General features: G+C 55.9%; 13 protein-coding genes. 11 read left to right on the forward strand and 2 right to left on the reverse strand.

Annotation, left to right across the window (positions count from 1 at the left end):
• Nucleotides 1–143 precede the first annotated feature (143 nt).
• From AC6I8V_RS19885 to AC6I8V_RS19900, 4 genes are all read left to right on the forward strand, one after another.
• Nucleotides 144–539 carry a polyketide cyclase gene (locus AC6I8V_RS19885; protein ID WP_497843880.1) on the forward strand — a complete coding sequence of 132 codons (396 nt, stop codon included), beginning with the start codon at nucleotides 144–146 and terminating at the stop codon, nucleotides 537–539.
• Nucleotides 540–975: 436 nt separating this feature from the next.
• Nucleotides 976–1,242 (forward strand): hypothetical protein, encoded by a 267-nt coding sequence (locus tag AC6I8V_RS19890; protein ID WP_497843881.1) that lies wholly within the window; start codon nucleotides 976–978, stop codon nucleotides 1,240–1,242.
• Between the two features lie 75 nt (nucleotides 1,243–1,317).
• Complete coding sequence (locus tag AC6I8V_RS19895; protein ID WP_497843882.1) at nucleotides 1,318–1,962, forward strand: oligosaccharide flippase family protein; 645 nt, start codon at nucleotides 1,318–1,320, stop codon at nucleotides 1,960–1,962.
• Between the two features lie 326 nt (nucleotides 1,963–2,288).
• The gene (locus AC6I8V_RS19900) at nucleotides 2,289–2,906 is read left to right on the forward strand and encodes a trimeric intracellular cation channel family protein (protein ID WP_497843883.1); all 618 of its coding nucleotides are present in this window, start codon (nucleotides 2,289–2,291) and stop codon (nucleotides 2,904–2,906) included.
• On the opposite strand, the gene ligB is transcribed toward AC6I8V_RS19900, so the two are convergent.
• Nucleotides 2,823–4,589, reverse strand: coding sequence for an NAD-dependent DNA ligase LigB (gene ligB / locus AC6I8V_RS19905; RefSeq protein WP_497843884.1), 1,767 nt, complete (start codon nucleotides 4,587–4,589; stop codon nucleotides 2,823–2,825). The genes AC6I8V_RS19900 and ligB overlap by 84 nt on opposite strands.
• Before the next feature lie 240 nt (nucleotides 4,590–4,829).
• On the opposite strand from ligB, the gene gmk reads away from it, so the two are divergent.
• The 5 genes from gmk to recG are packed head-to-tail and all read left to right on the forward strand — an operon-like array spanning nucleotide 4,830 to nucleotide 10,683.
• Nucleotides 4,830–5,453, forward strand: a complete 624-nt coding sequence (gene gmk, locus AC6I8V_RS19910) for a guanylate kinase (protein WP_208716943.1) — start codon at nucleotides 4,830–4,832, stop codon at nucleotides 5,451–5,453.
• Between the two features lie 54 nt (nucleotides 5,454–5,507).
• Complete coding sequence (rpoZ, locus tag AC6I8V_RS19915) at nucleotides 5,508–5,783, forward strand: DNA-directed RNA polymerase subunit omega (RefSeq protein WP_016191359.1); 276 nt, start codon at nucleotides 5,508–5,510, stop codon at nucleotides 5,781–5,783.
• A gap of 20 nt (nucleotides 5,784–5,803) precedes the next feature.
• Nucleotides 5,804–7,909, forward strand: coding sequence for a bifunctional GTP diphosphokinase/guanosine-3',5'-bis pyrophosphate 3'-pyrophosphohydrolase (gene spoT / locus AC6I8V_RS19920; protein WP_497843885.1), 2,106 nt, complete (start codon nucleotides 5,804–5,806; stop codon nucleotides 7,907–7,909).
• A gap of 3 nt (nucleotides 7,910–7,912) precedes the next feature.
• Nucleotides 7,913–8,608, forward strand: coding sequence for a tRNA (guanosine(18)-2'-O)-methyltransferase TrmH (gene trmH, locus AC6I8V_RS19925; protein ID WP_497843886.1), 696 nt, complete (start codon nucleotides 7,913–7,915; stop codon nucleotides 8,606–8,608).
• Nucleotides 8,605–10,683: an ATP-dependent DNA helicase RecG gene (gene recG / locus AC6I8V_RS19930; RefSeq protein WP_497843887.1), complete on the forward strand. Its 2,079-nt coding sequence runs from the start codon at nucleotides 8,605–8,607 to the stop codon at nucleotides 10,681–10,683. Before trmH ends, recG begins: the two co-directional genes overlap by 4 nt.
• Here the strand turns inward: recG and AC6I8V_RS19935 are convergent.
• Nucleotides 10,680–11,165: a MarR family winged helix-turn-helix transcriptional regulator gene (locus AC6I8V_RS19935; RefSeq protein WP_497843888.1), complete on the reverse strand. Its 486-nt coding sequence runs from the start codon at nucleotides 11,163–11,165 to the stop codon at nucleotides 10,680–10,682. The two genes, recG and AC6I8V_RS19935, sit on opposite strands and share 4 nt — an antisense overlap.
• Nucleotides 11,166–11,235: 70 nt before the next feature.
• Here AC6I8V_RS19935 and AC6I8V_RS19940 point away from each other — a divergent pair, with 70 nt between their 5' ends.
• Both AC6I8V_RS19940 and AC6I8V_RS19945 read left to right on the forward strand, forming a co-directional pair.
• Nucleotides 11,236–12,171, forward strand: a complete 936-nt coding sequence (locus AC6I8V_RS19940; RefSeq protein ID WP_497843889.1) for a quinone oxidoreductase family protein — start codon at nucleotides 11,236–11,238, stop codon at nucleotides 12,169–12,171.
• A gap of 92 nt (nucleotides 12,172–12,263) precedes the next feature.
• Complete coding sequence (locus tag AC6I8V_RS19945) at nucleotides 12,264–13,652, forward strand: nucleobase:cation symporter-2 family protein (protein WP_497843890.1); 1,389 nt, start codon at nucleotides 12,264–12,266, stop codon at nucleotides 13,650–13,652.
• The last annotated feature ends 77 nt before the right edge of the window (nucleotides 13,653–13,729 follow it).

Here is a 13,729-nt window from a genome sequence, read left to right on the forward strand (position 1 = left end):
CAACAGTGAAGAACGTGGCGGGTTCCTGTTACCGCTGCGCTTTTTCCGGAAACCACTTCTGCACCACACTTCCGGCACCGGGCCGTATCCAGCCCGGTTGCCGCGTGCTTTAATGCCTCTTTGTCCGCCCAACAGGAGGTCCCATGTTGCCATCTCAGACAGTGACTCTGACCATTCCACGTAACTGGTTAGATTTATATGAAACCATCTGGAAACCCGAGTGTTTCGCTAAATGGGCGAGCGGGCTAAGTACCAGCACGCTGACGCAGGAAGGGAATGTGTGGAAAGCCAAAGGACCAGAAGGCACGGTGAAGATTCGTTTTACCCCGCATAATCCGTTTGGCGTGATGGATCACTGGATTGATACCGGCATCGGTAAGGAGATCTACATGCCAATGCGGGTGATCGCTAATGAACAGGGTGCCGAGGTTGTGATGGTGGTTTATCGCCAGCCGCTAATGTCCGATGAGAAGTTTGCCCAGGATGTTGCCTGGGTAAAACGTGATCTGGATAACCTTCTCCACTTATTAACCCATTAGAATCAATGCATTATATGTGATTATCTACTCTACGCTGCGTTGGGTGTAATCGGCACGATTAAACAATTTTTTTACACAAAAGCCTTTAACGGTTTTGCTCTTTGTGCGGCTGTTTTCCCCCTTAATCACCAGTTTGGCTAAAGATTCCTCACCAGGAAAAATCCTGGTGGGGAAGACGCTAACCACCCCGGGCGCCTCTGATTTCTCGCTGTTTTTTTTATCCGGATTACCCTGTGGGAATTCCGGGCCTGGGTAATGTCGAAAAAGACTAATAAATGCTACACCCATGGACTTATATATTCTGATGCAAAGTCTGAAACCATTTATTCCTGAGTCTCATTTATAGGAGTTTTCTCATGGTGTTAATTTAAATAAAACACGGTATAACTCCCTTACACACAGCAGTACTTAATAATAACAACAGCAGGGTAATAACATGGAACGCTCAACCTATCCTTTATTATCAGAAAAAGAATTTGTTGAGACGGCCAGACGGATTCTGATCGGGAAATATAACAATCAAAAAGGATTTTATTGTGATCTGGCGGATTTCCTCCTGACCGGAGGAGATACCGCCATGACACAAAAACAATTAAACACCAGGGGCATATCTTTAAATTCAGAACATCATTTAATTAAATGCATCATTACATGGCAAACGCTGAAAGGCATTTCAGGGTTGCGCCAGGATTCGCTGCATTGATGAAATCTGTGCTCTGGCCTTATCGCCCGGGCGACCCTTAATTTGCACTGGTACATGTACCATAACGAGCAGAGTATGGCGATACGAGAAAAAAATCTGGCCGGAGCCAAATGGTCAATTCTGTCATCCATTAAAATCGTCGGTATTGGTGTATTACAACTTTCACTTCTGGCACAAATATTACAGGCAAATGAGTTAGATTTACTCGCGATTGCCATTGTGATGTTATTGATTATTGATACACTTGCTGACCGTGGCTTCGGAAATTCCGTTATCAGGAATCAAAATTTAACCGTCAGTGAACTTTCGCTTCTTTATTGGGGCAATGTGTTATCTGGCTTATTTATTTTCGCGGTGCTATTTATTGGCAGCGATCTTTATAGCCGAATGATGAATCAGCCGGAAATGGCGGTCATGCTGGAAATGATATCGGTAATTTTTATCATTATTCCGCAGGGACAACATTATCGCGCCATATTGCAGCGGGAAAAACAATTTACACGCATTGCCTTTACGGAAACCTCGTCAGTGCTGGTCGGACTGGGCGTGACCCTATTCACCGTATGGCTGACACCCTCGGTGCTGTGCGCCATCTGGGGCTACCTGGCAATGGTCTCGATCCGTATGCTGGTCTACTGCTACTACGGCCGTTCCTGGTTCCAGCCAGAATACCGTTTTAGCCTGAAAGGTTTCGCCAATGTGCGAGCAAGAAACGGATAATAAAAACAAGTCTGTATGGTGGGCTCTGGGCATCTGAGAGGATGCGTTCGCGTGCTGGTAACCAGCACGCTTTTTTCTTTTCCTCCTCCTGCCGCTTTCCTCCTGTCTCAGCCGCACGTATCCCCATCTGATTAAGCCGCCATGAGCATTTTCGCATCATATTTTATAATGCGAATAACGCGTCGATACCCGACCATCCCCGCTAAACAAGGCAATTAGCGCTATTATTATCAAATCAGCTAATCCGATTCCGCTGTTTTAGAAAAACTCAGTGGTCTACACTCGGGGAAATCTTTAGCCTTGCCGCCAATTATATGGAGTGCTCTATGCTGTTAACCGTTCTCTACATTATTGGTATCACCGCCGAAGCCATGACCGGCGCGCTGGCGGCAGGCAGGCGTAAAATGGACCTGTTCGGCGTGATTATTATTGCTTCCGTCACCGCCATTGGCGGCGGATCGGTGCGCGACATTCTGCTGGGCCACTATCCGCTGGGCTGGGTGAAACATCCCGAATACATCATGATTGTGGCCGCCGCCGCAGTGGTGACGACCGTAGTAGCGCCGCTGATGAACCATCTGCGTAAAGCCTTTCTGGTGCTGGATGCGCTGGGCCTGGTGGTGTTCTCCATCATTGGTGCTCAGGTTGCGCTGGATGGCGGCCATGCAGCAATCATTGCCGCCATCAGTGCGGTGATCACCGGCGTGTTCGGCGGCGTGTTACGCGATATGTTTTGCAACCGCATTCCGCTGGTTTTCCAGAAGGAACTGTATGCCGGTATCGCGTTCGCATCAGGCTGGATTTATATCCTGCTGCTGAAAACCTCACTGGCGAATGAAATGGTGGTGATCATTACCCTGCTATTCGGGTTTATCGCCCGCCTGCTGGCGCTGCGATTCCGTCTCGGGCTGCCCATTTTCAATTATCCTCATCCCGATCACTGATGCGCCAGGCGGAATATCCTGCTGCTGCAAAAAAGTGATGAGCTGCTGCAGGTGCGGATCCTGCAGCATCGCCACAATACGCTGTGCCAGCGTGCTGCCAATGCCCGGTAACTGTTGCCACTCTTCGGCCGTTCGCGCCTGAAGCTGCTGCCACTGGCTGTCCGGCATTGCCTGAAGCGCCGCACGGGGTATGGGCAGACCCAGGGCGCTCACCCAGCGGCGCAGCGGTTGCTGACGCGTTAAATTAAAGCGATGCCAGATTTGCTGCGCGCGCGCCGATGAAATGCCTTCGACCTGAGAAATCTGTTGCGCCGTGAGGTCCAGCCAGGAAAACAGATGGCTGATGGCCCCATGATCGAGCAGGCGCTGCCAGGTACTACGTTGCACGCCATTGATATCCAGCACCGATTTCTCGCTCAGCCAGCTCAGGCGCGAGAGGAACTGCGCCCGGCACGGTGCGCTGAATGTCAGGCAACTGAGACCATTAAATCCGCTGCTTTCCGGCGTTGGCGGATAGTCGCGCTGCGCCACGCGCCAGATCACCCGTTCAATACGCGGGATGCCCAACCCGGCGAGGGTGAGCGTCACCTGATCGCCCGCAATCACATCCAGCTCGCGCCAGCGGCGCAGTGACCCGATATTTACCCGGCGCACAGTTTTATCTTCCAGCTGTACCGGGATCAGATTCAGCACAACCGCGATTTTCCCGGTGCGTCCAACGTTAAAATCCACGGACTTCACTTCACTGCTGACCTCCGGGGGTGGGAACTTCCACGCAACTGACCAGTCGCCCTGGCCTGGCTGCCAGTCACGCCCGACACGGCCAGGTGACTGATGAATCACGATTCCGTCGCTGGCAAACGGCGATGACGCGTGAAACCAACGGTCACGCCAGACTGCCACCTCTTCCGCATTACTGACGCGCTGGCTCCATTGCTCCGTCAGACCGAATCCCCAGCGCGATAATTGCGTTAAACGCTCCGTCATTGATGCCGGGCCATCCGGCCAGGCCCAGATAAAGATGCCGAGCTGCGCCAGCAACGGGCTGGTGTCGCGGCGCATCATCGCTCCCGCAACCTGGGCCCTGGCATTTTTACCTCCGTCGCGTGCCTGCTGATGATCGGTCATTTGCAGGAACAGCTCCCCCTGAAGCACCAACTCAGCCTGGGGGGTGGCGATCTGCTGCGGAATAGCCGGGATCTGTGCAGCCTTCTCCCGCCACTCTTCACCACGCAAACCATCTCCACGGCTGATAAAGGAAACCAGCTGCCCCTGACGATAAACCAGCGTGACGGCCACGCCATCGACCTTCGGCTGCACCCACAATGCCGCCTTACCCTGCATCCACTCCGCCACGGCCCGCTTATCGCGCAACTTGCGCACGCCGGTATGCGCCACCGGATGATGCGTGCTGCCGTTGGTAGTGGGTTGCGCCGCATAAGACGGCTGGGAGGATGTGAAGCAGTGCTGCCACTGTTGTAGCCGCTGTTGCAGAGTGTCGTAATCGGCATCACTGATCAGGTTTTGTCCCTGCCGATAGTAGGCATCATCCCACTGGCGTAGCTGGGTTTGTAATTGCGTGATCTCCTGTCCGGCGCGCGCGGGCGACCAGTTGGGGCAAACCCCCTGAGCCGACAGACTTGCGCTGAATAACCAGCACACTAAAGCAATGCATCCTTTCATCTTCGCTCTCCTTTTTTATCTATTGGAGAGCGCAATCCCACTGACTGCCAGCAGCAAACCGGGATGATGGAAACTGGCTTCCGGCGTTTTTTACGCGTTTACAGCGCTGAACAATGCAGCTGGCGCGGCTTCACAAAAAAAGAAATGCTGCTGGCGCGGCAGCAAACGCTGCGTGCGGCCCGTAAGCCGTGTATACTGTGCAGGAAATCGACTCCGCTCTTTACTCAATTCAAGATAACCATGGCTCAAGGCACGCTCTATATTGTTTCTGCCCCCAGCGGCGCAGGTAAATCCAGCCTGATTCAGGCGCTGTTAAAGACACAGCCGTTGTACGATACGCAAGTGTCTGTTTCCCATACCACCCGTGGCGTGCGCCCCGGCGAAGCTCATGGTGAACATTACTTTTTCGTATCGAAACCGGAATTTGAAGCCATGATTGCCGAGGATGCCTTCCTTGAGCATGCGGAAGTGTTTGGCAACTATTACGGTACCTCGCGCGCCGCCATTGAACGTGTACTGGCGACCGGTGTTGACGTATTTCTCGATATCGACTGGCAGGGCGCCCAGCAAATTCGCCAGAAGATGCCGGCCGCACGCAGCATTTTTGTGCTGCCGCCGTCTACCGAGGAGCTGGATCGCCGCCTGCGTGGTCGCGGTCAGGATAGCGAAGAGGTAATTGCCCGTCGTATGGCCCAGGCCGTGGCGGAAATGAGCCACTATGCCGAATACGATTATTTAATTGTGAATGATGATTTCGATCTGGCGCTGTCTGATCTGAAAACCATTATTCGCGCAGAACGTCTGCGTATGAGTCGCCAGAAATCGCGACATGATGCTTTAATCAGCAAACTATTGGCAGTCTGAATTCACTTTCAGTATTATGCCCAGTCATTTCTTCATCTGTGGAGTAGCACACCTATGGCACGCGTAACCGTTCAGGACGCAGTAGAGAAAATTGGTAACCGTTTTGACCTGGTGTTGGTCGCTGCACGTCGTGCACGTCAGATGCAGGTAGGCGGCAAAGATCCGCTGGTTCCGGAAGAGAACGATAAATCCACCGTTATCGCCCTGCGCGAAATCGAGGAAGGCCTGATCACTAACCAGATTCTGGATGTCCGTGATCGTCAGGAACAGCAAGAGCAGGAAGCCGCTGAGTTACAAGCCGTTACCGCTATCGCTGAAGGTCGTCGTTAACAGCACTCTGCAGGTCAACCTTGTATCTGTTTGAAAGCCTCAATCAACTGATTGAAAAATACTTGCCTGAGGAGCAAATCAAGCGCCTCAAGCAAGCTTATCTTGTTGCGCGTGATGCCCACGAGGGTCAGACACGCTCCAGCGGTGAGCCTTATATCACCCATCCTGTAGCCGTTGCCTGCATTCTGGCCGAGATGAAACTCGACCACGAAACGCTGATGGCGGCGCTGCTGCACGATGTTATCGAAGATACCCCCGCCACTTACCAGGATATGGAACAGCTGTTTGGCAAAAGCGTTGCCGAGCTGGTGGAAGGGGTGTCAAAACTCGATAAGCTGAAGTTCCGCGATAAGAAAGAAGCCCAGGCTGAAAACTTCCGCAAAATGATCATGGCGATGGTGCAGGATATCCGCGTCATTCTGATCAAACTGGCTGACCGCACCCATAACATGCGCACGCTCGGTTCGCTGCGACCGGATAAACGCCGTCGTATAGCACTGGAAACCCTCGAAATTTATAGCCCGCTGGCCCACCGTCTCGGTATTCATCACCTGAAAACCGAACTGGAAGAGCTGGGCTTTGAAGCGCTTTACCCGAACCGTTATCGGGTAATTAAAGAGGTGGTAAAAGCGGCGCGCGGTAATCGTAAAGAGATGATCCAGAAGATTCTTTCTGAGATTGATGGTCGCCTGCAGGAAGCGGGTATTGCCTGCCGCGTCAGTGGCCGTGAAAAACATCTCTATTCGATCTACCGCAAAATGCACCTGAAAGAGCAGCGATTTCACTCGATCATGGATATCTATGCTTTTCGCGTCATCGTGAAAGATTTAGATACCTGCTATCGCGTGCTCGGCCAGATGCATAGCCTGTATAAACCGCGTCCCGGACGTGTGAAAGATTACATCGCCATCCCCAAGGCGAACGGCTATCAATCCCTGCATACCTCGATGATTGGCCCGCACGGCGTGCCGGTCGAGGTGCAGATCCGTACTGAAGATATGGATCAGATGGCGGAAATGGGGGTTGCTGCGCACTGGGCCTATAAACAGGCCGGTGAAAGTGGCACCACCGCGCAGGTACGTGCTCAGCGCTGGTTACAAAGCCTGCTGGAGCTGCAACAAAGCGCGGGTAGCTCATTTGAATTTATCGAGAGCGTGAAATCGGATCTGTTCCCGGATGAGATCTACGTGTTCACGCCAGAAGGCCGCATTGTCGAACTGCCCGCAGGGGCGACGCCGGTCGACTTTGCCTATGCCGTCCACACCGATATCGGCCACGCCTGCGTAGGCGCGCGTGTTGATCGCCAGCCTTATCCGCTGTCGCAGTCGCTCACCAGCGGCCAGACTATCGAAATCATTACTGCGCCAGGCGCACGCCCTAATGCCGCCTGGCTCAACTTTGTCGTCAGCTCCAAAGCGCGCGCCAAAATTCGTCAGTTGCTGAAAAACCTCAAGCGCGAGGATTCAGTCAACCTCGGCCGTCGTCTGCTCGGCCATGCGCTGGGCGGCAGCCGCAAACTGGCGGAGATTCCTGCGGAGAATATCCAGCAGGAACTTGATCGCATGAAGCTGGCCAGCATGGACGATTTACTGGCAGAAATTGGCCTCGGTAACGCGATGAGCGTCGTGGTCGCCAGAAATCTGCTGCAATCCGGCGCTGAACCGCTGATCAGTAATAAGCGCAACAAGCTGCCGATTAAAGGCGCTGACGGCGTGCTGATCACCTTTGCCAAATGCTGTCGCCCGATTCCAGGCGATCCCATCGTCGCGCACGTTAGTCCGGGTAAAGGTCTGGTGGTGCATCACGAATCCTGCCGCAATATTCGCGGCTACCAGAAAGAACCGGAAAAATTCATGCCGGTTGAATGGGATATCGTGACCGATCAGGAATTTGTCGCCGAGATTAAAGTCGACATGTTTAACCATCAGGGGGCGCTGGCCAACCTGACTGCGGCGATCAACACCGCCGATTCCAACATTCAAAGCCTCAATACCGAAGAGAGAGACGGTCGCGTTTATAGCGCCTTTATCCGTCTGACCGCGCGCGATCGCGTCCATCTGGCTAACATTATGCGTAAAATCCGCGTAATGCCGGATGTGATTAAAGTCCACCGAAACCGTAATTAGTGCATGAACGCTCAACGTTTTGCTCGTATTCGCGAGATGCTGGCCCTGCGCCAGCACGATCTCACCGTCTGCATGGAACAGGTGCATAAGCCGCACAACGTCTCGGCGGTGATCCGTACGGCTGATGCCGTGGGCATCCACGAAGTCCATGCGGTATGGCCCAGCGTACGTATGCGTACCATGGTCTCCGCCTCTGCGGGCAGCAACAGCTGGGTCAAAGTGAAAACCCACCGCAATATCGCCGAAGCCGTCACCCATCTGAAGGATCAGAAGATGCAGGTGCTGGCGACCAATCTCTCCGCCAAAGCGGTAGATTTCCGCGAGATCGATTACACGCTGCCAACCTGCATCCTGATGGGTCAGGAAAAAACCGGCATCACCGCTGAAGCCCTGGCGCTGGCCGATCAGGACATCATTATCCCGATGGTCGGCATGGTGCAGTCGCTCAACGTGTCGGTGGCTTCCGCCTTGATTCTGTATGAAGCGCAACGTCAGCGGCAAAATGCCGGGATGTACCAGCGTACTTACAGCCTGCTGGATGAAGAGGAGCAGCAGCGTTTGCTGTTTGAAGGTGGCTACCCGGTGCTGGCGCGTGTTGCGAAGCAAAAAGGGCTGCCCTATCCGCACATCAACGACGCAGGCGAAGTGGAAGCCGATGCCGACTGGTGGGCGACCATGCAAGCGACGGGCAAAAAATGAAAGGCCGTCTGCTGGATGCCATCCCGCTCAGTACCCTGACCGGCGTCGGCGCCAGCCAGGCGGCGAAACTGGCTAAAATCGGCCTGTTCACCATCCAGGATCTGCTGCTGCATCTGCCGCTACGCTACGAAGATCGCACCCAACTCTATCGCATAAACGACCTGCTGCCGGGCATCTGGGCCACGGTGGAAGGCGAAGTGCTGCACAGCGAAATCACCTTTGGCCGCCGCCGGATGCTGGTGTGCCAGATCAGCGACGGCAGCGGTGTGCTGACCATGCGCTTCTTCAATTTCAATGCCGGGATGAAAAACAGTCTGGCAACCGGTCGCCGCGTCACCGCTTATGGCGAGATCAAACGCGGTCAGCGCGGCGCAGAAATTATTCACCCGGAATACCGTATTCAGGGCGAGCACAGCGGCGTGGAGTTGCAGGAAACGCTGACGCCGGTCTATCCCACCACCGAAGGTATTCGTCAGGCGACGCTGCGCAACCTGACCGATCAGGCGCTGACGCTGCTGGAAACCTGTGCCATTGCCGAGTTGCTGCCACAGGAACTGAGCGGCGGCCTGATGAGCCTGCCGGATGCCCTGCATACCCTGCATCGTCCACCGCCGGATTTACGTCTCAGCGAGCTGGAAACCGGCCGCCATCCGGCGCAGCACCGTTTGATTCTGGAAGAGTTGCTGGCACATAACCTCAGTATGCTGGCGGTGCGCGCGGGCGCGCAGCGTCATCACGCGTTGCCAATGCCTGCCCGCCATGAACTGGTCGATAAACTGCTGGCGGCGCTGCCCTTCTCACCGACCGGTGCGCAGCAGCGCGTGGTCGCTGAAATCGAACGCGACCTGGCACATGATTTCCCGATGATGCGCCTGGTGCAGGGCGATGTTGGCTCGGGCAAAACGCTGGTGGCGGCCATGGCCGCGCTGAATGTGATTGCCCACGGCAAACAGGTCGCGTTGATGGCCCCCACCGAACTGCTGGCCGAACAGCACGCCAATAACTTCCGCCAGTGGTTTGCCCCGCTCGGTATTGAAGTGGGCTGGCTGGCGGGCAAGCAAAAAGGCAAAGCGCGTCAGGCGCAGCAGGACGCCATTGCCAGCGGCCAGGTGGCCATGGTGGTGGGCACACATGCGCTGTTCCAGGAACAGGTGCAGTTCAAAGGCATGGCGCTGGTGATTATCGATGAACAACACCGTTTTGGCGTCCACCAGCGTTTAGCGCTATGGGAAAAGGGCGAAGAACAGGGTTTCCATCCGCATCAGCTGATCATGACCGCCACCCCGATCCCGCGCACCCTGGCGATGACCGCCTATGCCGATCTGGATACCTCGACGATTGACGAACTGCCTCCGGGCCGTACGCCGGTCACCACCGTCGCCATTCCCGATAGCCGCCGCAGTGAGATCATCACGCGGGTGCAGAACGCCTGTCATGAAGGACGCCAGGCATATTGGGTGTGTACGCTGATTGAAGAATCCGAGCTGCTGGAAGCACAGGCGGCAGAAGCAACCTGGCAGGAGCTGAAAGTGGCGCTGCCGGGCTTGCAGGTCGGGCTGGTTCATGGCCGCATGAAGCCAACCGAGAAGCAGGCGGTGATGCAGGCGTTCAAAGCCAATGAGATTCAGCTGCTGGTGGCGACCACGGTGATTGAGGTGGGGGTGGATGTGCCCAATGCCAGCCTGATGATTATCGAGAACCCGGAGCGTCTTGGTCTGGCGCAGTTGCACCAGCTGCGCGGCCGTGTTGGTCGCGGTGCCGTCGCCTCGCATTGCGTGCTGCTGTACAAAGCGCCGCTGAGCAAAACGGCGCAGAAGCGTTTGCAGGTGCTACGCGACAGCAACGACGGCTTTGTTATCGCTCAGCATGACCTGGAAATCCGCGGCCCCGGCGAACTGCTCGGCACACGTCAGACCGGCAACGCCGAGTTCAAAGTCGCCGATTTGCTGCGCGATCAAAGCATGATCCCCGAAGTTCAGCGCGTCGCCCGCCATATTCACCAGCATTATCCCGAACAGGCGCAGGCATTGATTGAACGCTGGCTGCCGGAAACCGAGCGCTACAGCAACGCCTAACCGGCGTTGTTATGGCGGTCCAGCGCGGTGAAATCCGCGACGAATTTCTGCAACAACCGCGCCAGCTCGGTACGCTCATCCTCCAGCCAGTGCTGGAAAACCCCATCATAAATTTGCGCGCGCGCCGCATCGATTTTATCGGTCATCGCTTTCCCAGCCGCCGTGATGGCGGCTTCGTTCACCCGCTTATCCTTGAGGCTTTTCTGCCGCTGCGCCAGCCCAATCTCCTCCAGTTTCGCCACCTGCCGACTCACCGTGGTGTAATCACGCCCCACCCGGTCAGCCAGTTCGACCACGCCGATCGGGCCAAAACGGCTGATCTGCACCAGAAGCGGAAACAGCGCGCGATCCAGCTGAATATTGGATTCTTTAATCAGTAATTCATCGCGTTGCGGACGGTTAAAGGTACCAACGATGGTCAGCAGCGCATTGTGCAGATCATCGAAGGCTGTACTATTATGTGTATTTTGCACACTTTTCATTGACGGCATCCCGAGGCAGGCATAATGTGTGCATAATACACATATATCCCGATTAACTGAAGGTGAAAACATGAAAGCAGCGATAGTTTCCGCAGCAGGCGAACTGCCGGTATACGGTGATTTCCCGGAGCCTCAGGCTGATGACGGCCAGGTGGTGGTCACGGTGAAAGCCGCAGCCATCAGCCAGCTGGCCAAAGCGCGTGCCGCCGGGACACACTACAGCTCCACCACGCAATATCCATTTATTACCGGCATCGATGGCAGCGGTTATCTGAGCAATGGCGACCCGGTGTACTTCCTCGCATTTAACGCCCCCTGGGGCAGCATGGCGGAGAGAACCCAGGTTACGGTCGATAGTATCGTGCCGCTACCACCGACGCTGGACCCGGTGCTGGCTGCCGCGCTCGCCAACCCCGGCATGTCATCCTGGGCGGCGCTGACCCGACGGGCGCAGCTGCGCGCGGGCGAAACCGTGCTGATCAATGGCGCCACCGGCACCTCTGGCGGGCTGGCGGTGCGCATCGCCCGCCATCTGGGCGCCGGGAAAATTATCGCCACCGGTCGCAACCGTGAAGTGCTGGAGCAGCTGCGCGCCCAGGGGGCCGATATCACGCTGACGCTGGATGCGCTACCCACGGCGCTGCCTGCGCTGATGGCTGAAGGTATCGACGTGGTGCTGGATTATCTCTGGGGTCAGAGCGCTCTCGATATCATGCAGGCGGCAGTGGCCGGTGGCGAAAAGGTGGTGCGCTTTGTGCAGATTGGTTCGCTGAGCGGCCAGGAAATCCCGCTGCACAGCAAATTGCTGCGCTCCTCAGGCCTGACGCTGATGGGCAGCGGCCTCGGCAGCGTATCGCACCCGGAGCTGGTCGCCTGTATTGGCGAGCTGCTGGCGGCGGCGGCAGAGAGCGATTTCTCCATCCCATTCCAGATGCGTCCGCTCAGCGAAGTGAACCACGCCTGGGGCGAGGATGACAGTCGCTGCCGCACCGTCTTTACCCTCTGACCGGCAGGAAGTAAAAAGGGGCTTTGCAAACGTTTGCTTTCATTCGGCATCGGTTTAAAATCGCCCCTTTGTTGTGATTGAGAACGTCCACCATGTCCGTCAATACCGCTGAGTCCCGCCAGCCTGCCCGTGCCGCCGTCGCGGCAAACAGTGAACTGATTTATCGTCTGGAAGATCGTCCACCGCTGCCGCAAACCCTGTTTGCCGCCTGTCAGCATCTGCTGGCGATGTTTGTTGCGGTGATTACCCCCGCGCTGCTGATCTGCCAGGCGCTGGGTTTACCCGCGCAGGATACGCAGCACATTATCAGCATGTCGCTGTTCGCTTCTGGCGTGGCATCGATTCTGCAAATTAAAACCTGGGGACCGGTCGGTTCTGGCCTGCTGTCGATTCAGGGCACCAGCTTCAACTTTGTCACCCCGCTGATTATGGGTGGCATGGCGCTGAAAAACGGCGGCGCTGACGTGCCCACTATGATGGCGGCGCTGTTCGGCACGCTGATGGTTGCCTCCTGTACTGAGATGGTGCTGTCGCGCGTGCTGCATCTGGCGCGCCGCATTATCACCCCGCTGGTCTCCGGCATTGTGGTGATGATCATTGGCCTGTCGCTGATTCAGGTCGGCCTGACCTCCATCGGCGGTGGCTTTGCGGCCATGAGCGACCACAGCTTTGGCGCACCGAAAAACCTGCTGCTGGCCGGCGCAGTGCTGCTGGTGATTATTCTGCTGAATCGCCAGCGCAATCCGTATCTGCGCGTGGCTTCGCTGGTGATCGCCATGGCTGTCGGCTATCTGCTGGCGTGGGCGCTGGGTATGCTGCCAGCAACGGCCGCGCCGACCAGTCAGCCGCTGGTTGCCGTGCCGTCGCCGCTTTATTACGGCCTGGGCTTTGACTGGAATCTGCTGATCCCGCTGATGCTGGTATTTATGGTTACCTCGCTGGAAACCATCGGTGATATCACCGCCACCTCTGACGTTTCCGAGCAGCCGGTGAGCGGCCCGCTGTATATGAAACGCCTGAAAGGCGGCGTACTGGCAAATGGCCTCAACTCTTTTGTATCCGCATTGTTCAATACGTTTCCGAACTCCTGCTTTGGCCAGAACAATGGGGTGATTCAGTTGACCGGCGTGGCCAGTCGCTATGTCGGATTTGTGGTGGCGCTGATGTTGATCGTGCTCGGTCTGTTCCCGGCGGTCAGCGGCTTTGTGCAACATATCCCGGAACCGGTACTCGGCGGCGCCACTATCGTGATGTTTGGGACTATCGCCGCATCGGGTGTGCGCATCGTTTCGCGTGAGCCACTGAACCGTCGCGCCATCATGATTATTGCGCTATCGCTGGCGGTGGGCCTGGGCGTTTCTCAGCAGCCGCTGATTCTGCAATTCGCGCCAGACTGGCTGAAAACCCTGCTTTCATCGGGCATTGCCGCGGGTGGCATTACCGCAATTGTGCTTAACCTCATCTTCCCGCAGGAAAAGTAATAGCAACGGCAGGCTACGGCCTGCCTGTTATTTATCCGCTTTTACATCCAGGCTGTTGAGCTGTAACGGTAATTCAG

Source organism: Pantoea sp. X-Soil-TKNS-1207 (assembly GCF_059730485.1).